The sequence below is a fragment of the Luteococcus japonicus genome (assembly GCF_003752415.1).
Lineage (GTDB): Bacteria > Actinomycetota > Actinomycetes > Propionibacteriales > Propionibacteriaceae > Luteococcus > Luteococcus japonicus.
This window is the reverse complement of the sequence record NZ_RKHG01000001.1, coordinates 3396585-3414828: the sequence shown is the minus strand read 5'-3', so window position 1 is coordinate 3414828 and position 18244 is coordinate 3396585. Positions and strand designations below refer to the sequence as shown.

Annotated in this window: 17 protein-coding genes and 1 tRNA gene; 6 read left to right on the top strand and 12 right to left on the bottom strand. The window is 67.0% G+C overall.

The window, feature by feature from the left end:
- Window positions 1-98: 98 nt before the first annotated feature.
- From EDD41_RS16265 to prfB, 4 genes are all read right to left on the bottom strand, one after another.
- A complete protein-coding gene (locus EDD41_RS16265; RefSeq protein ID WP_123576685.1) occupies window positions 99-1598 on the bottom strand; it encodes a M23 family metallopeptidase in 1500 nt (499 codons plus the stop codon).
- A gap of 42 nt (window positions 1599-1640) precedes the next feature.
- Entirely contained in the window at window positions 1641-2543 is a 903-nt protein-coding gene (gene ftsX / locus EDD41_RS16260; protein ID WP_211336684.1) for a permease-like cell division protein FtsX, read from the bottom strand.
- A gap of 31 nt (window positions 2544-2574) precedes the next feature.
- Entirely contained in the window at window positions 2575-3261 is a 687-nt protein-coding gene (ftsE, locus tag EDD41_RS16255) for a cell division ATP-binding protein FtsE (RefSeq protein ID WP_094764939.1), read from the bottom strand.
- 148 nt (window positions 3262-3409) lie between these two features.
- Window positions 3410-4522 (bottom strand): peptide chain release factor 2, encoded by a 1113-nt coding sequence (gene prfB, locus EDD41_RS16250; protein ID WP_094764938.1) that lies wholly within the window; start codon window positions 4520-4522, stop codon window positions 3410-3412.
- Window positions 4523-4587: 65 nt separating this feature from the next.
- On the opposite strand from prfB, the gene EDD41_RS16245 reads away from it, so the two are divergent.
- The 3 genes from EDD41_RS16245 (at window position 4588) to EDD41_RS16235 (ending at window position 7243) form a co-directional block, all read left to right on the top strand.
- Window positions 4588-5058: a GatB/YqeY domain-containing protein gene (locus EDD41_RS16245; protein WP_094764937.1), complete on the top strand. Its 471-nt coding sequence runs from the start codon at window positions 4588-4590 to the stop codon at window positions 5056-5058.
- A 51-nt stretch (window positions 5059-5109) separates the two neighbouring features.
- Window positions 5110-5183 (top strand) — tRNA-Val (locus EDD41_RS16240).
- Window positions 5184-5263: 80 nt separating this feature from the next.
- Window positions 5264-7243, top strand: a complete 1980-nt coding sequence (locus EDD41_RS16235; protein ID WP_094764936.1) for an APC family permease — start codon at window positions 5264-5266, stop codon at window positions 7241-7243.
- An 85-nt stretch (window positions 7244-7328) separates the two neighbouring features.
- On the opposite strand, the gene mgrA is transcribed toward EDD41_RS16235, so the two are convergent.
- Window positions 7329-8324, bottom strand: a complete 996-nt coding sequence (gene mgrA, locus EDD41_RS16230; RefSeq protein ID WP_123576683.1) for an L-glyceraldehyde 3-phosphate reductase — start codon at window positions 8322-8324, stop codon at window positions 7329-7331.
- 90 nt (window positions 8325-8414) lie between these two features.
- Between mgrA and EDD41_RS16225 the strand changes: the two genes are divergently transcribed.
- Window positions 8415-8900, top strand: a complete 486-nt coding sequence (locus tag EDD41_RS16225) for a SigE family RNA polymerase sigma factor (RefSeq protein ID WP_123576681.1) — start codon at window positions 8415-8417, stop codon at window positions 8898-8900.
- 16 nt (window positions 8901-8916) lie between these two features.
- A complete protein-coding gene (locus tag EDD41_RS16220) occupies window positions 8917-9702 on the top strand; it encodes a hypothetical protein (protein ID WP_123576679.1) in 786 nt (261 codons plus the stop codon).
- 3 nt (window positions 9703-9705) lie between these two features.
- Here EDD41_RS16220 and EDD41_RS16215 read toward each other — a convergent pair whose 3' ends face one another.
- From EDD41_RS16215 to EDD41_RS16205, 3 genes are read right to left on the bottom strand one after another with little or no spacing between them, the layout of a single operon-like run.
- Window positions 9706-10335 (bottom strand): hypothetical protein, encoded by a 630-nt coding sequence (locus EDD41_RS16215; RefSeq protein WP_123576678.1) that lies wholly within the window; start codon window positions 10333-10335, stop codon window positions 9706-9708.
- Window positions 10332-11123, bottom strand: coding sequence for a nitrilase-related carbon-nitrogen hydrolase (locus EDD41_RS16210; RefSeq protein ID WP_123576676.1), 792 nt, complete (start codon window positions 11121-11123; stop codon window positions 10332-10334). The genes EDD41_RS16215 and EDD41_RS16210 overlap by 4 nt, the downstream gene beginning before the upstream one ends.
- Window positions 11116-11328: a hypothetical protein gene (locus tag EDD41_RS16205; protein ID WP_123576674.1), complete on the bottom strand. Its 213-nt coding sequence runs from the start codon at window positions 11326-11328 to the stop codon at window positions 11116-11118. Before EDD41_RS16205 ends, EDD41_RS16210 begins: the two co-directional genes overlap by 8 nt.
- Window positions 11329-11431: 103 nt before the next feature.
- Here EDD41_RS16205 and EDD41_RS16200 point away from each other — a divergent pair, with 103 nt between their 5' ends.
- Window positions 11432-13228 carry an ABC transporter ATP-binding protein gene (locus EDD41_RS16200; protein WP_211336683.1) on the top strand — a complete coding sequence of 599 codons (1797 nt, stop codon included), beginning with the start codon at window positions 11432-11434 and terminating at the stop codon, window positions 13226-13228.
- A gap of 4 nt (window positions 13229-13232) precedes the next feature.
- On the opposite strand, the gene EDD41_RS16195 is transcribed toward EDD41_RS16200, so the two are convergent.
- From EDD41_RS16195 to EDD41_RS16180, 4 genes are all read right to left on the bottom strand, one after another.
- On the bottom strand, window positions 13233-13610 hold the full coding sequence (locus tag EDD41_RS16195; protein WP_245995781.1) for a DUF3052 domain-containing protein: 378 nt from the start codon (window positions 13608-13610) through the stop codon (window positions 13233-13235).
- 230 nt (window positions 13611-13840) lie between these two features.
- Entirely contained in the window at window positions 13841-16633 is a 2793-nt protein-coding gene (aceE, locus tag EDD41_RS16190; protein ID WP_094764927.1) for a pyruvate dehydrogenase (acetyl-transferring), homodimeric type, read from the bottom strand.
- Window positions 16634-16737: 104 nt separating this feature from the next.
- A complete protein-coding gene (locus EDD41_RS16185) occupies window positions 16738-17577 on the bottom strand; it encodes a sulfurtransferase (RefSeq protein WP_094764926.1) in 840 nt (279 codons plus the stop codon).
- The gene (locus tag EDD41_RS16180) at window positions 17577-18242 is read right to left on the bottom strand and encodes a thymidine kinase (RefSeq protein WP_094764925.1); all 666 of its coding nucleotides are present in this window, start codon (window positions 18240-18242) and stop codon (window positions 17577-17579) included. The genes EDD41_RS16185 and EDD41_RS16180 overlap by 1 nt, the downstream gene beginning before the upstream one ends.
- Between the last annotated feature and the right edge of the window lie 2 nt (window positions 18243-18244).

Below are 18244 nucleotides of genomic sequence, written 5' to 3'. Positions count from 1 at the left end.
CTGACTTGGGTGCGTCCTGACAACCCAGAATAGGGCCGATCCCGCACCACCCTAGCTCGCAGGGCAGTACGGGATCGATCGAATTCTTGCCGGCTGGCTCAGAAGATGGTTGCCGGGTTCACCATCTGCCCATTGCGCCAGACCATCAGGTGCAGGTGACAGCCCGTCGAGTAACCCGTGGTTCCGACGTAACCGATCACCTCGCCCTGACTGACGTGCTCCCCCACCCCGACCACATAGTGCGTCGCGTGGTTGTAGGCGGTGGTGACGTAGCTGCCACCGACACTGCCATGGTCGATCAGCAGGCGGTTGCCATAGCCAGCGTTGTAGTGGGCCTCGGTGACGACACCGGACTGGGGTGCCCGGATGGGAGCGCCACAACCAGCGCCGAAGTCCATGCCGTCGTGCAGCTTCCAGTAGTGCAGCACCGGGTGCAGCCGCATGCCATAGGGCGAGGTCAGCGGCCCGCTGACCGGCGAGATGAAGCCATTGCCACCGGAGGACACTGCGGGGCTGGAGACACTCTCTGCCGCCGGGGCCTCGACCCGGGCGGCCGTGGCGGCCCGACGCGCACTGGCCTGGGCTCGATCGGCGGCGCGCTGCTTGGCCGCGGCATCGGCCTGACGACGGCTGGCGGCCTCGGCGGCCTCGCGTGCGGCACGCTGCGCGGCAATACGGGCGCGTTCCGCGGCGGCCTGACGGGCACGGGCCTCGGCGGCTGCCTTGGCGGCCGCGGCCTTCTGCGCGGCAATGCGGGCGGCGATGCGCTGCTGGACGGCGCTCGACTCCCCCGCCAGGTCTGCCTCGCGCTGCTTCTCGGCGGCCACCTTGTCCTCGGCGGAGGCCTTGGCGCTTGCATTCGCGCTGAACAGGCTGGCGACCGAGGCAGCTGCCCGGTCCGCCTCGGACTCCGCGGCACGGGTGGTGGCCAGCTGGTTCGCGGCGGCCTCACGCTGCGAGGCCACCTCCTGCTCTGCCTTGGTCTGGGCCTGCTTGGCGGCCTCGAGCTGCATCTGGAGCGACTGGAGGCGGTCCATCTGGGCCTGGGTGGCATTGAAGATGGTGGAGGACCACTGCATCGACTCGTTGACGTCGCCGGTCTTCACATCGGTGACGAAGGCGGCGATGCCCATCAGCTCGGTGTTCTGCTGGTGCGTCTCGCGGACGCTGGCACCGATGAGCCGGGCCTCGGCGTCGACGCGCTTCTGGTTGTCGGCAACGGCCTGCTTGGCCTGCGCAAGCTTCTTGCGGGCCTCCTGCAAGGCGGCGGCCAACCGGGTGTCCTCGGCCTGCGCGGCGGTGCGCTGCTGCTGCGCGGCGGCGAGGGCCGTGCGTGCCTGGGAGAGCTTGGCCTCGGAGGCCTGCAGTTGGCTGGCCGCCTTGTTGAGCTCGCTGGAGAACTCGTCGACATTGGCCCGGGTGTCCGCCAGTTGGGCGTTGATCCGGTCGCGCTTGTCAGTGAGGTCGTCGGCATGGGCCGCAGGGGTGCCCCCCAGACCGAGCGCGAGGACCGTCACCGCGGCCATGGCAAGACGCGGGGCACGACGAGCGCCCGGCATGAGAGCGCCCGGAGCGCCGTCCTTGGTGTCGATGATCACGCGTCTACCTCTTCCAACACCCGTTGCTGAATGCGAAGGCACTCAGACTCTCAGGTATTTCCTAGTTGCGAACAGCGTGGGAATGATAGACAGCGCGATCCCAACTAGTGCAACCCCAACCATGGCCAGTCCCGCGTGGTGCCACGTGATCCAACGTAAAGCCTTGATGGAGACTTCAGCGTTCTTGACGATGATGGACCAGTAGCCGAAGGCCAGCGTTCCGCACGCCAGGGAGGCCCCGATCACGCCCGCCACCAGGCTCTCCAAAAGGAAGGGCAGCATGATGTAGGCGTTCGAGGCACCGACCAGCCGCATGATGCCCAGCTCGCGACGTCGGCTGAAGGCAGCCATCCGGATGGTGTTGCCGATCTGCAGTGCCGCAGCCAACAGCAGCAGCACGCTCATCCCGATCGTCGCCCACTTCAGGGCATTGAGCCAGCTGAACAGCGGGTCCAGCACCGTGTGCAGGTCCTGGACATTCTGTACGCCGGGCAGGACCTTGGCCTCGTCCACCACCCCGGCATACTGAGCGGGGTCCTTCAGCTTGATCCGGAAGGAGTCCTGCATCTGGTCCACGGTCAGGGACTCCACGATCGGCGAGTCCGAGAAGGTCTTCTTGAACTCCTGATAGGCCTCCTGCTTGCTCTCGTAGAAGACGGTGGCCACCTCCGGGTTGGCCTCCAGGCGCTGCTTGACCACGTCGCGCTGGGCCTGCGTGATGTCCTTGCCGGGCTCACACATCCCGCCCTTGGAGTCCTTCACGCACATGAAGACGCTGATCTCGATCTTGTCGTACCACTTGCCCTTGATCAGGTCCACCTGCTGCATGGTCATCAGGCCGGCCCCGAAGAGGCTGAGGCTGACCCACATGGTGACGATCACGGCGATGGTCATGGACAGGTTGCGGCGAAGGCCGGACCAGGTCTCGCGGAATGTGTGACGCATTGACTTCTTCCTTCCAGGTGTCCGGGGCCGCTCACGCGGTGCCGTAGACACCCTTGGTCTGGTCTCGGACGACATTGCCGGCGTCGAGCTCGATCACACGGCGACGCATCTGGTCGACGATGGTGGAGTCATGGGTGGCCATGATCACGGTGGTGCCGGTCTTGTTGATCCGGTCCAGGAGCTTCATGATCCCGACGCTGGTGGTGGGGTCCAGGTTGCCCGTGGGCTCGTCGGCGATCAGGATCTGTGGCCGGTTGACGAAGGCGCGGGCAATGGCGACGCGCTGCTGCTCACCACCGGACAGCTCCTCCGGCAGGCGATGCCCCTTGCCGGTCAGGCCCACCATCTCCAGGGTCTCGGGGACGAGCTGCTTGATCTCCGCATTCGGCTTGCCGATGACCTGCAGTGCGAAGGCGACGTTCTCGTGCACATTCTTGCCGGGCAGGAGCCGGAAGTCCTGGAAGACGGTGCCGATCTGGCGCCGCAGTGCCGGGACCTTCCAGCTGCGCAGCCGCCCGAGGTCCTTGCCCGCCACGTGGATCGTTCCGGTGGTGGGACGGTACTCGCGCAGCACCAGGCGCATGAAGGTGGACTTGCCGGAGCCGGACTGGCCCACGAGAAAGACGAACTCGCCCTTGTCGATCTGGACGTTGACATTGCGCAGGGCTGGCTTGCTCTGGCCGTCGTAGATCTTGGTGACGTCATCGAAGGTGATCACGATTGTCCTCGGCCGCGTCTTGGGGAAGGTCTGAGAATTCTCAGGACGGCCGCAAAGGAGTCTAGGGGTCGATCGCGACGACGAGCGGCGTGACACACCTCGGGCGGCAGAAGTTCAACCGCTCGTCATACCCGATCGGGGCATGTCCTCAGATCTCGTCGGGATCCTTCATGCGCCAGCGAATGCCGGCATCGATGAAGCCGTCGATCTCTCCGTCGAAGACCGCCTCAGGATTGCCCACCTCGAAGTTCGTGCGCAGGTCCTTGACCATCTGGTACGGGTTGAGGACATAGGAGCGCATCTGGTCTCCCCAGCTGGCCTTCACATCACCGGCCAGTTCCTTCTTCTTGGCCTCCTCCTCGTGCTGCTTGAGCAGCAGCAGACGGGACTGCAGGACGCGCATCGCGGCGGCACGGTTCTGGATCTGGGACTTCTCGTTCTGCATCGAGACCACGACACCGGTGGGGATGTGCGTCAGGCGCACCGCCGAGTCGGTGGTGTTGACCGACTGACCACCGGGACCGCTGGAGCGGAAGACGTCGACGCGGATCTCGGACTCGGGGATGTCGATGTGGTCGGTGTCCTCGATCAGCGGGATCACCTCCACGGCGGCAAAGGAGGTCTGGCGACGGCCCTGGTTGTCGAAGGGGCTGATCCGCACCAGACGGTGGGTGCCGCTCTCCACGCTCAGCGTGCCGTAGGCGAAGGGGGCGCTCACCTCGAAGGTGCAGGACTTGAGGCCCGCCTCCTCCGCATAGGACGTGTCCATCAGCGTCACGGCATAGCCGTGTCGCTCGGCCCATCGGGTGTACATCCGCAGCAGCATCTCGGCGAAGTCTGCGGCGTCGACACCGCCGGCACCGGCGCGGATGGTGACGACCGCGTCGCGCTCGTCGTACTCGCCGGAGAGCAGGGTCCGGACCTCCAGCGCCTCGATGTCCGTCTTGAGCTTGGCCAGCTCGGACTGCGCCTCCGTCGCCGCCTCGGCGTCGGACTCCTCGGCAGCCATCTCAAGCATCAACTGGACGTCGTCCAGACGGGTGCGCAGGTCCTCGACGCGCTCCACGTCGGCCTGCAGCCTGGAGAGGCGGGAGGTGACCCGCTGCGCATTGGCCTGGTCATCCCACAGGTCGGGCGCGCCCACCTGCTCCTCCAGGTCCCGGATCTCGGCCTTCTTGGCGTCGGGGTCGATGACCGCCTCGATCGACTTCAGTGAAGTCTCGAGGGTCGTGAGGGTGTCGGAAAGATCAGGAAGAGCCACGTCGCCGGAGTCTACCTCCTTGTCCGTGCCGGAACATGAAAGACTGTGACTGACAGACGAAAGGAATGCTCGTGGGAGCCCTGAAGGACCAGCTGAAGACCGATCTGGTGACCGCCATGAAGGCCAAGGACGATGCCGCGAAGAGCAACATTCGCATGGCACTGGCCGCCATCCACACCGAGGAGGTGGCCGGCAACGTCGCACGCGAGCTGACCGACGCCGAGGAGACCACCGTGGTCACCAAGGAGGTCAACAAGCGCAAGGACTCCGCCGAGGCATACCGAGCCGGGGGCCGCGAGGACCTGGCCACCAAGGAGGCCTCCGAGGCCGACTTCCTCGCCAAGTACCTGCCCACGCCGCTCACGACGGACGAGGTGCAGGCCCTGGTCGACGAGGAGGTGGCCGCCGCCAGCACCGACGGCGAGAAGCCGACCATGCGACAGATGGGACAGATCATCAAGGCCGTCACCGCACGTACCGAGGGACGCTCCGACGGCAAGACCATCTCCGGCATGGTCAAGACCGCCCTGTCCTGAGTCCTTGGCTTGCACTGCCGCTGCGGCCTGCCACAATGGTCCGCAGCACCCGGGCGCATAGCTCAGTTGGTTAGAGCGCTTCCCTTACAAGGAAGATGTCGGGGGTTCGAGTCCCTCTGCGCCCACAACCGCCCTCGCTGAGAGGCCCAGAAGAAGCCCAAGGGCCGTGTCATCCCAGCCGATGCGCTGGCCCTACCCTTGTGCAGTGAGTTCAGCAACTGGTGCGCGTGCGCACAAGACGCAGTCGCGCTTCAGCCGATGGTTCCTCGAGCGGGACGAGACCGACGCCCAGGGCCCCTACGAGAATCCCGACGAGGCCGTCAGCCAACACCATGTGAAGCCGTGGTACGCCGTGATGTGCCTCACGGGCGTCGACTACTTCTCCACCCTGGGCTACCAGCCCGGCATCGCCGCCGTCTCGGCCGGCATCCTCGCTCCCGTCGCGACCCTGGTCCTGGTGCTCATCACGCTCTTCGGGGCGCTCCCCATGTACCGCCGCGTCGCCAAGGAGAGCCCCAATGGCGACGGCTCGCTGTCCATGTTGGCCAAACTGCTCAGCTACTGGCCCAGCAAGATGCTGGTGCTGGGACTGATCGGCTTCATCGCCACCGGATTCATCTTCACCATGACCCTGTCGGCAGCCGATGCCACGGCACACATGGTGGAGAACCCCCTGCTGAAGGAGTCGCTGGAGGGCAAGCAGGTGATCATCACCCTGCTGTTGCTCACCCTGCTTGCCGCGGTCTTCCTCAAGGGCTTCAGCGAGGCGATCGGCGTCGCCGTCGTGCTGGTGGTGGCCTACCTGGGCCTGTCGATCGTCGTGATCGTCCGCGGCCTGATGGAGGTCTTCCGCCACGCATCGCTGATCTCGCAGTGGAGTGAGCACGCCGTCGCGCAGAACGGCAACTGGCTGGGCGTCTTCGGCGCGGCCATGCTCGTCTTCCCCGCCCTGGCGCTGGGCCTGTCCGGCTTCGAGACGGGCGTGCTCGTCATGCCGCAGGTCAAGGGGGACGCCACGGACACCCGCGGCAACCCCGCCGGCCGGATCCGCAATGCGAAGAAGCTCCTGGCCACCGCCGCACTCATGATGAGCGTCCTGCTGATCGGCTCCTCGCTGGCCACCACCCTGCTGATCCCGCCCGCCGAGTTCCAGCCCGGAGGCGAGGCCAATGGCCGTGCCCTGGCCTACCTCGCGCACGAATTCCTCGGCGAGGGCTTCGGCACCGCCTATGACGTCTCCACCATCCTGATCCTGTGGTTCGCGGGCGCCTCGGCGATGGCCGGTCTGCTCAACGTGGTGCCCCGCTACCTGCCCCGCTTCGGCATGGCCCCCGACTGGGCCAAGGCCGTGCGCCCCCTGGTCGTGGTGATCTGGGGAATCGCCGCCGTCGTCACGATCATCTTCAAGGCCAGCGTCGACGACCAGGCCGCGGCCTACGCCACCGGTGTGCTGGCCCTGATGACTTCTGCTGCCGTGGCCGTCGCCCTCACCGAACTGCGACGCAAGCACTGGCTGCCGGGCTGCTACTTCAGCCTGATCAGCGCCATCTTCATCTACACCTTCGTCCAGAACGTGCTGACCCACCCCGGTGGGCTGTGGATCTCGCTGATGTTCGTGGCGGCCATCATGGTGGTCTCCATCTGGTCCCGCACCAATCGCAGTCTTGAACTGCGCGTCAACGCCGTGATCTGGGACGAAGGCGCCCGCGCCATGCTCGACGACGCGATCGCCCAGGCCCAGGCCAAGCCGTGCCCGGTGCGCTTCATCGCCAACAAGCGGGAGAGCGGCGACGAGGACGAGTACAACTACAAGGCCCTCGAGGTTCGTCTGGACAACCACATCCCCAACGAGTCCGCCACCCTCTTCCTGGAGGCCGTCATCTCCGACGCATCGGACTTCGAGGCACCGGTTGAGGTGACCTCCTCCGTCGTGGGCCGGCACAGGATCCTGCGGGCCAAGGGCACGGCGGTGCCCAATGTGCTGGCCGCCGTCCTGCTGGACGTGAACTCACGCACCAATGAGCCGCCGCACTGCTACTTCGAGTGGTCGGAGAAGGGGCCGGTGCAGAGCGCACTGCGCTTCCTGGTCACCGGAGAGGGGGATACTCCCCCGCTGGTGCACGAGATCATCCGTCGTACCCAGCCCGAGGAACGCTGGCGGCCCCAGCTGCACGTCGGCGGCTGAGGTTCCTCACACGAGCGCAGCCGCGAGCCTGCGAGCGGCGGTGCGCGCGAGTGCCCGGGGGTTCAAGGGGGGTCGTCCCCCTTGCCTATGAACTGGCCAGGATCTCGTCGACCCTGGCCAGTTCTGCGTCCTCGAAGGCCAGGTTGTCCAGGGTCTTGAGGTTGTCCTCCAGCTGGGCCAGGGAGCTGGCGCTGACCAGCGTCGAGGTGACCCGCTCGTCACGCAGCACCCAGGCAAGGGCCATCTGGGCCAACTTCTGGCCACGTTCCTTGGCCATCTCGTCCAGGCCTCGGACCTTGTCCAGCGTGGCCCGGTCCAGCTGGCCGGCGAGCTTGTCCACCCGTGCCGCCCGCGAGTCCGCCGGGATGCCGTCCAGGTAACGATCGGTGAGGATGCCCTGATTCATTGCGCTGAAGGCGATGATGCCCATCCCCTGCTGCTCGCACTCATCGACCAGGCCGTCCTCCACCCAACGGTCGAGCATGGAGTACCTGGGCTGGTGGATCAGCAGCGGGGTACCCAGCTCCCGGGCGATCGTGTTGGCCTGGGCCGTCTGCTCCGGGCTGTAGGAGGAGATGCCGACATAGAGGGCCTTGCCGCTGCGGACCGCCTGGTCCAGGGCCATCATCGTCTCCTCCAGCGGCGTGTCCGCGTCGAAGCGGTGGCTGTAGAAGATGTCGACGTAGTCCAGGCCCATCCGCTCCAGCGACTGGTCCAGGCTGGCCAGCAGGTACTTGCGGGTGCCGCCGCCCTGGCCGTAGGGGCCGGGCCACATGTCGTAGCCGGCCTTGGTGGAGATGATGAGCTCGTCGCGGTAGGGCTTGAGGTCATCGGCGAAGAGCCGGCCGAAGTTCAGCTCGGCCTGGCCATAGGGCGGGCCGTAGTTGTTGGCCAGGTCGATGTGGGTGATGCCGGCGTCGAAGGCGCGACGCACGATGGCACGCTGGGTATCGCCCGTCGTCAGGTCACCGAAGTTGTGCCACAGGCCCAGGCTCAGCACGGGCAGCTTGAGGCCCCACTTCCCACAGCCGCGGTAGGGCATCTGGTCATAGCGGTCGGGGGAAGCGAGGTATCCGGTCATGTCCCCAGTCTTGCAAACCGATCTGTGACGAATCCGGCGGCCCGTGCGTAGTACAGGGCACACACGGACATGATGGCAAAGGAGGTGCGCATGAACCGCGACGCGGAATTCTGCGAGCTGGCAGGACAGATCGCCGCCGGCCTGTACAGACGGGCCCTGCTGATCACCCGCAACCCACAGCTCGCCGAGGACCTCACGCAGGAGACCCTGACCAAGCTGTACGTCAACTTCCGACGGGTACGCACACAGGACAATCCGCGCGGTTACGCGTTCACGATCCTCTACCGGCTGGCGATTGACCACTCTCGGCGACGGTCATCCGGCGAACTTCCCAGTGAAGCGCTGCCCGAGGCCGGCGGCCCCGTCGATGACACGGAGCTGCGACTCGACCTGGCACGGGCCCTGGTCCAACTCGAACCCGATCTGCGGGCGCTCGTGGTGGCTCGCTACATCGATGACCTACCGGTAAAGCAGGTGGCAGGCATGTTCGGCCGTTCCGAAGGTTGGGTTCGCACCACGTCCAGCCGTGCCCTGGCCAGCCTGCGCACCAGCCCCGCCCTCACCACCATCCCCTGACGTCGAAGGACACACCATGAACACGCACAAGGACCCCATCCTGTCCGCCCTTGCCGACCACCTCGACTCCCCCCTCTGGTTCGAGGACGAACTTGTCACCGGTGCCCTGGCCACTGGCCGGCGCACCGTGCAGCGACGTCGCCTCGTCGCAGGCGCCGGAATCACGGCTGCCGCCGTCGCGACGGTGGGCCTGGGCTGGTCGGCCATCCCGCGGGAGCAGGTCGACGTGGCCGCGCAGCCCAGCCCGCTGCCCGTCACGAGTCAGACCCCGTTGCCAGCCAGCGTCCCCGATCCGGGGCGGCCGATCCCCGCCACACCCGGCATGAAGGCCATCGTCGCCAGCCATCTGCCCGGCAAGTCGATCAAGTACACCTACTCCCAGGAGATCCAGGCGCTCAGCATGGAGGTGACCGACGTCAAGGGCACATCGTGGGCAGCGATTGGCATGGATGACGTGCGCTGGCATCCCTATTCGGCAGCCAGCTGCCGCCAGGCGGGGTGCGTCACAACCAAGGTCGGCGCGGCCACGATGGCCACCTCGATCGACACGGAGAAGGCGGGGCAGGGCATGTGGAGCTACCTGCAACGCCCCGACCAGCGCGTCATCTGGTTCGGCCAGCAGGGTGCCCTCGAGCACAAGGTCACTCGGCCGGGACATCTGCTGACGCAGCAGCAGGTGGCTGCGCTGCTCAGCGATCCCCGGTGGGACAAGGAGCTCGTCGTGGTGCCCACCGAACTGGCACCCGATGCAGATCCTGCCACCAAGGGCCCCACACCCGCGGCGGCCCCGACGAAGCGCTGAGCCTCAGCCCACCGGCCCCTCGTCGCGCAGCACCTGCCAGGTGTAGTCACCCGTCTCACGCGACAGCGACATCAGCGTGAGCACGGGCGGCCCCGCGATGACCTCCGGAAGGCTGGCGGCCGCCGGGGCGAGCCGCTCGGCCAGGCCGGCAACCGGAACCGGACCGTTGAGGTAGGCCAGCGAGGTGTGCGGCTGCAGACGTCGCCACGGCCGTTCGCCCAGCAGGCCGTCCACCGCGCGTCGCTGCACCTCGGCGAGGTCCTGCAGCCACTGGTCATCGCGGGCCATGAGCATCACGGACTCGTCGGCGATGAGCAGCTGCTCGTAGACGATGCGCTCACCCGCGAACCGAGGCCACTGGTCGAAGACCCTGTCCGCCACATCGGCCAGGTCCACGCGGTCCACCGCGTCCTCGCGGCCCAGGCTCGACATGGTCAGGTGCAACCAGGCCCGCGGCACCGGACGGACGTGCTCCTGCCCTTCCAGGACGTCCTGCACGCGCAGCGCGGCGTCGTAGACCTCTGGCGACGCCTGCAGGGTCAGGTGGAAGGTCAGGCGACGTTCGCCCGGCGCCCACGGATTGGGGCCGAAGTGGTCGCGGGTCTCGGGCGACTCGACCGTGGTGAGCCTCATGCCATCTCCTTGCCAGACAGGACGGGGACATCGCGCCGGACGCGGCGCACCTCGTCCAGATCGATCTGCGCGACGAGGACATCCTCGTCGGCACCGGCCTCGGCGATGACCTCACCGAGCGGCCCCGACACCAGTGAGCGCCCCACCCCGAAGCTCAGCCTGGCGTCGGGGTCGAAGGCCTGGTCACACCCCAGCACCCAGGCCTGGGCGTCCATGGCGCGGGCACGCACCAACAGATTCCACTGCTCGGCCTTGCGCGGGCCGTCGGCCCAGGCCGTGGGCAGGCAGACCAGCTCCGCCCCCTCCCGTCCCAGTGCCGCGAACTGCTCCGCGAAGCGCACGTCGTAACAGGTGGCCAGCCCAATCCGGGTCCCCAGGGCGTCGACGACGACATAGCCGTTCCCGGCCTCGGTGTGTGCGGACTCCCGAGTGCCCATCGCGTCGAACAGGTGCACCTTGTCATAGTGGGCGTCCACGCCGCTGCCGTCGGTGACCACGACGCGGTTGCGGACCCGGCCGTCGGCGCTGGGCACGAAGATCCCCACCATGAGCACGACGCCGTGCTCCCGGGCAATCTCCGGCAGCGCGGCGAGCCAGCGATCGGACCACTGCTCGGCCGCCTCGCGGGGGTCCGGCCCGAAGCGCACCATCGTCGCCTCCGGGAAGACCACCAGCTGGGCCCCCAGCCCCGCGGCCCGGGCCGTGTGCTCGCGCACCAGCTCCAGGTTCTGGCCGGGATCCTTGCCAGCCCTGATCTGGGCCAGTGCGACGGTGAGGGTCTCAGACATAGTCATTTCTCCTTGCCCGAAGGAGCCGCACGGCGAAGACAACCAGCACGACGGCGCAGGCCGCGATGAGGGCGACGCGGGGCCAGACCGAAGTGACCCCACCCTTCAATTGCAAGGCCTGGCTGGCGATGGTGCACGCCATCGCAAAGATCATCCCGATGTTCACCCAGCGTGCGTTGCGGTCCAGCTCTCGTGCCCGTGCCATGGCGGAGTCCCTTCTGCCGTCGGGCGCCCATCGTAACGTGGGCGTAGACTGATCTGTCGTTGAAATGCCCCGGCGACGCCCGCCCCCACCCCAGGAGCCAGTTGTGCGCAGTCTCGTCCAGATCCTCGCCGCAGTGAAGGAGCTGCGCTGGTTCTACACCGGCATCATCGTCTGCTCGGTGCTGACCGCCGTCACCGGGCTGCTCACGCCCTTCATCATCAAGGCGGCCACCGACGAGGTCGTCGGCAGTCTCCAGGGCAACAGCCGCGGCATCGGCGTGGTGATCTGGCTGGCCGTCGCACTTCTGGCGGCGGACCTGGCCAACACGGTGATCAGCAACATCGGCGGCTACCTGGGTGACGTGATGGCCGCCCGGCTGCGCGCCCGGCTCAGCCAACGCTACTTCCGCAAGCTGCTCACCCTCCCCCAGCGCTACTACGACACTGCCCTGACCGGCACCATCATCAGCCGTCTGCAGCGCTCCATCACCGAGACCACCCAGTTCCTGCAGAGCTTCAGCAACAACTTCTTCCCGATGCTGCTGACCCTGGCCGCCTCTCTGGTGATCACTGCCTGGTACTCGCCCTGGATCTCCCTGCTGTTGCTGGTCATCTTCCCCACCTACATGTGGCTGACCACCCTGACCAGCAAGAAGTGGCAGAAGCTGGAGGCGGAGAAGAACACCCACGTCGACATCGCCGGTGGCCGCTTCGCCGAGGTGATCGGCCAGATCCGCGTCGTGAAGTCCTTCGTGCAGGAGAAGCGGGAACTGCTCAGCTTCGGCCAGCACTACGACGCCACGGTGGGTCTCACCAGGCAGCAGTCGCGCTACTGGCACGCGATGGATGCCGCCCGCCGTGGGGCCATGAACGTGATCTTCTTCGGGATCCACGCCCTGATCTTCGTGCGCACCATGCAGGGCGCCTTCACGGTGGGCGTGATGGTGCTGCTGATCCAGCTGGTCAGCCTCGCCAAGCAGCCCGCCATGATGATGAGCTACCTGGTGGACACCGCCCAGCGCGCCATCGCCGGTAGCCGCGACTACTTCGCGGTGATGGCCGAGGAGCAGGAGCGCGAGGCCCTGGCCGCTCCGGTGGTTGCCGAGCCGCGACCGCTGGGCGACGGCGAGCCGATGATCGAGTTCCGGGAGGCAAGCTTCGGCTATGAGGACGGCCACGAGGTGCTGCACGACGTGAGCTTCGCCATCGCCCAGGGCGAGCGGGTTGCCTTCGTCGGAGAGTCCGGTGGCGGCAAGACCACCCTGGTCAGCCTGCTGCTGGGCCTGTACCCGCTGGACCATGGGCAGGTGCGTGTGGCGGGCAATTCCATCACCGAGACCCCCACCGAACTGCTGCGCGGCAGTGTGGGCGTCGTCTTCCAGGACGCGAGCCTGTTCAGCGGCACCATCCGCGAGAACATCGCCTACGCCAACCCGCAGGCCACCGACGAGCAGATCCGTGCTGCGGCCGTGGAGGCCAATGCCCACGACTTCATCATGGGCTTCGACGAGGGCTACGACACCCTGATCGGTGAGCGCGGCCTCAAGCTGTCCGGCGGACAGAAACAGCGCATCGCCGTGGCCCGGGCCATGCTGAAAGATGCCCCGATCCTGGTGCTCGACGAGGCGACCAGCGCCCTGGACTCCAAGAGCGAACGCCTGGTGCAGGAGGGGCTGGACCGGCTGATGCACGGCCGGACCAGCGTGATCATCGCGCACCGGCTGAGCACCATCGCCTCAGTGGACCGGATCGTCACGCTGCGCAAGGGCCGTGTCGACGAGATCGGCACCCCGGAGGAGTTGGCGCGGTCCGGCGGCATCTACGCCGAACTCCTCGCGCTCCAGGCGGCCGGCAGCAAGCGGGACCGCAAGAAGCTCAAGGAGTTCGACATCACGGCGTGAGCCGTTACTTCTTGCCGCCCTTGGGGCGGACGAACTTGTGGCCCTGCCAGTCCTGCGACAGGTTCGCGGGGCTGCTCAGGGCAAGCCCGGCCGTCTTCGCCCCCTCGGCAATGTCGGCGGGGTCGATGTAGCCCTCGCGTCCCACCTTCGGGGTGAGCAGCCAGATGATGCCACCGCTGGCCAGGTCGGTCAGCGAATCCACCAACCCGTCGACGACGTCGCCGTCGTCCTCCCGCCACCACAGCAGAACCATGTCGACGGCTTCGAGGGCCTCCTCGACCAGGTCCGCGTCGATGGCATCCATCACGTCATTGCGCAGGTCCTCGTCTACATCGCTGTCCCAGCCGATCTCCTGCACGACCATGCCCTCGCTGAGCCCCATCTGTGCGATGCGCTTGGCATCGCTCCCCGGCTGCGCCGCGGTCACCACCGTCAATTCCCACTTTCCTGCTTGGCCGGGACCCATTCCCAGCACGTCCAATGGGCACAAGCCTGCCAGATCACCCGGTGCAGGTGGTAGTGGGCCCCGCCAAGAATGCGACGATGCCCGCTCCTCCACGCGGAGGAACGGGCACCATCCCCCCGGAACAAGCTCGGGGAGCACGACTCAGGTCAGGCGTCGCCACCCGCATTGCCGGAGGTTCCGGCATTCACGTCGAGCAGGTTGTACTTCTCGGCTGCCTGCAGCGGCCACTCTGCGGGCACCTCGCCCCGCGCGGCCAGCTGCTGCAGGGTCCGCACGACCATCGACGGTCCGTCGATGTGGAAGAAGCGACGGGCTGCCTGGCGGGTGTCGGAGAAACCGAATCCGTCGGCACCCAGGCTGACGAAGTCACCCGGCACCCAGTTGACGATCTGGTCCTGCACCTGGCGCATGTAGTCGCTGACCGCGACCACCGGGCCGGGACGTCCCTCCAGGCACTGGGTGACGTAGGGCACCCGCTTCTCCTCGGTGGGGTGGAGGAAGTTGTGCTCGTCGCACGCCAGGCCGTCGTGACGCAGCTCGCCCCAGCTGGTGACGCTCCACACGTCGGCAACGACACCGAAGTCCCGCTTCAGAAGCTCCTGGGCCTCCAGCGCCCACGCCACACCGACACCCGAGGAGAGCAGCTGTGCACGGCGTGCGTCCTGGCCGACGCCCTCGAAGCTGCCCTCCTTGAGCAGGTACATGCCCTTCACGATGCCCTCGGTGTCAATGCCCTCCGGCTCCTTGGGCATCACGATGGGCTCGTTGTAGACCGTCAGGTAGTAGATGACGTCCTTCGGGTCCTCGCCGTACATCTCCTCCAGACCGCGCTTGACGATGTGCGCAATCTCGTAGGCATAGGCGGGGTCATAGGACTTGACTGCCGTATTGGTGGCGGCCAGCAGCGGGCTGTGGCCGTCCATGTGCTGGGTACCCTCGCCGGTCAGGGTGGTGCGGCCGGCAGTGGCGCCGATCAGGAAGCCGCGGCCGAGCTGGTCGGCGGCGGCCCACATGGAGTCACCGGTGCGCTGGAATCCGAACATCGAGTAGAAGATGTAGATCGGAACCATCGGCACGCCGTGGGTGGAGTAGGACGTGGCGGCCGCGGTGAAGGCCGCCATCGAACCGGCCTCGTTGATGCCCATGTGCAGGATCTGGCCATTGGTGGCCTCGCGGTAGCTGAGCATCAGCTCGTGGTCCACCGGCGTGTAGTTCTGCCCGTTCGGGTTGTAGATCTTGATCGTCGGGAAGAACGAGTCCATGCCGAAGGTGCGGGCCTCGTCGGGGATGATCGGGACGACGTGCGGCGCGAAGGCCTTGTCCCGCATCAGGTCCTTGAGCAGGCGCACGAAGGCCATCGTGGTGGCGATCTGCTGGTTGCCCGAACCCTTCTTCACACCGGCGTAGGCCTTCTCCTCCGGAAGCGCCAGGGCCTGTTTGGGGCTGTGCCGACGCTCGGGGATGAAGCCACCCAGCTCGCGGCGACGCTCCATCATGTACTTGATCCGCGGATCCTCCGGACCCGGGTTGATGTACGGCGGCTGGTAGGGGTTCTCCTCCAGCTGGGCGTCGGTGATCGGCATCTGCAGACGGTCGCGGAAGCCCTTGAGGTCGTCCAGCGCCATCTTCTTCATCTGGTGGGTCGCATTGCGGCCCGCGAAGTGGGTGCCCAGGAAGTAGCCCTTGATGGTCTGGGCCAGGATCACGGTGGGAGCACCGGTGAACTCGGTGGCGCTCTTGTAGGCTGCGTAGACCTTCTGGTAGTCGTGACCGCCGCGCTTGAGGTTCCAGACCTCCTCGTCGCTCCAGTCCGCCACCATCGCCGCGGTGCGCGGATCACGGTTGAAGAAGTGCTCGCGCACGTAGGCGCCGTCATTGGCCTTGAAGGTCTGGTAGTCACCATCGGGGGTGGCATTCATCAGGTTCACCAGCGCACCCTCGGTGTCACTGGCCAGCAGCGGATCCCAGCCACGACCCCAGATCACCTTGATCACATTCCAGCCGGCGCCACGGAACTGCGCCTCCAGCTCCTGGATGATCTTGCCATTGCCACGCACCGGGCCGTCGAGGCGCTGCAGGTTGCAGTTGACGACGAAGGTCAGGTTGTCGAGGTTCTCATTGGCGGCCAGCTGCAGCATGCCGCGCGACTCGGGCTCGTCCATCTCTCCGTCGCCGAGGAAGGCCCACACGCGCTGCTGCGAGGTGTCCTTGATGCCGCGGTTGTGCAGGTAGCGGTTGAACTGCGCCTGGTGGATGGCATTCATCGGGCCCAGGCCCATGGACACCGTCGGGAACTGCCAGAAGTTGGGCAGCTGGCGCGGGTGCGGGTAGGACGGCAGCGCACGGATCTGGCCGTCGACGATGTGGCTCTTCTCCTGGCGGAAGCCGTCCAGGTCCGTCTCGGACAGGCGACCCTCGAGGAAGGCGCGCGCGTACATGCCGGGGCTGGCGTGACCCTGGAAGAAGATCTGGTCGCCGCCACCGGGGTGGTCCTGGCCACGCCAGAAGTGGTTGAGGCCCACCTCGTAGAGGGTGGCCGCGGAGGCATAGGAGGCAATGTGGCCACCGACGCCGACGCCGGGACGCTGGGCGCGGTGCACCGTCATGGCGGCATTCCAGCGCAGCAGGCGACGGTAGCCGCGCTCGAGGTCCTCGTCGCCGGGGTAGGCGGGTTCGGTCTCGGCCGGAATGGTGTTGACGTAGTCGGTGCTGGTCAGCGACGGGACGCCGATCTGGCGCTCGCGGGCGCGCTCCAGCAGCTTGAGCATGACGTAGCGGGCGCGGTTGCGGCCCTCGGCGTCGATGATGCCGTCGAGGGACTCGAGCCACTCGGAGGTCTCCTGCGGATCTGCATCCGGCAGGTTGGTCGGCAGGCCGTTGATGATGGGGCCGGGTTCCTCGCGTGGAATCACGCTGTGTCCTTTCTCGTCACGTGGCATCCAACACCTCGGGCGGACGCCACCTCCATCTTCCACCGGCGTGGCACTTTTGTCACAGTGGTGGCCTTGCATAAAGCCGTGGGGTGCTCTCGGGCTCCAGTCTGTCAGGTCGCCCGACTCGCCGTCGCCACGGGTCGACTGTGATCGGTGATCCAGTCGGACCACGATCCCGGGTACAGCGCCACATCGGCAAGACCGGCGGCATCCGCAGCCAGCAGCACCTGACTGGCCGTCAGCCCCGAACCACAGCTCACGGCGTCACCGGGGCGCAGCCCGTCCAGCCGCTCACGAAGCACCTGGACGGGCAGGAAACCACCGTCGGGGGCCATCAGCTGCGAGGCGGGCAGATTGGTGGCACCGGGAATGTGCCCGGCAACGGGATCTATCGGCTCACTGTCACCGCGGAAGCGCTCGGCGGCGCGCACGTCCACCAGGCGACCTCCCGCCGCGAGCAGCGCGGGGATCTGCTCTGCGTCCACCGTCGGCAGCCCTCCGGGGTTGGCCTTGAAGTCGCCGCTGGCTGCCTCGGGCTCGACGGTGCTCACCACTCCCCCGGCCCCGGTCCAGGCGCGCATCCCCCCGTTGAGGGCCCGGACCGCGCCGTGCCCGTGATGGCGTAGCAGCCACCACAACCGGCCGGCCGACAGCATCGTTTCCTGGTCGACGACCACCACCGTCGAGTCCGCGTCCACCCCGCAGCGGCGCATGACGCGCTGGAAGTCCTCTGGCTCCGGTAGCGGGTGACGTCCACCGGTCCCGTCGCTGCGGTGCGACGACAGCTCGGTCTCGACGTCGACGAAGTGGGCGCCGGGAATGTGGCCGGCCAGGTACTGCTCACGTCCCCAGCCCGGCTGGCCCAGTTGGTATCCGACGTCGATGACCACGAGGCTTCCCGGCTGGGCCAACAGGCCGGCCAGTTCCTCCGCGCTGACGAGAGGCTCCATCACTTCTCCTGGTTCTCGAAGGGCAACTGGTCCGGATGCAGCTCCTGCCCGGAACGGGCCTTGGTGAGCTGCTGGCGGTGGTGCTTGCGGCACAGCACCTCGTAGCGCACGGTGGGCACGTCATCGGTGTGGGAGCCGGCGACGTCACCGACGACGACCTGACTGCCCTCCACGACCATCACACCATTGATGGTGCGGGCATTGTGGGTGGCCCGGGCGCCGCACCAGCACAGCGGCTGCACCTGCAGCTGTTCGACACGATCGGCCAATTCCACCAGGCGCCTGGATCCCGGGAACATCTCGGTCCTGAAGTCACTGAGGATGCCGAAGGCGAAGACGTCGATGCCCAGGTCGTCTACGATCCGGGCCAGCTGGTCGATCTGGTCCGGCACGAAGAACTGCGTCTCGTCACAGATGAGGTAGTCCAGACGGCCACCGGAGGTGAGGTGCCCGACGACGTGCTCCCAGAAGTCGAAGTCGTCACCGGCCTCGATGGCCGGTTGGGAGAGCCCGATGCGGCTGGTGATCACCGCCGCGCCAGCACGGTCGAAGCGGGTGAACAACTGACCCACCCGTTCATGACTGCTCTGGGTGTAGTCCATCTGCAGCGCCAGGGTGGACTTGCCGCAGTCCATGGGTCCCGTGAAGAAGACCAGATCCGCCACCG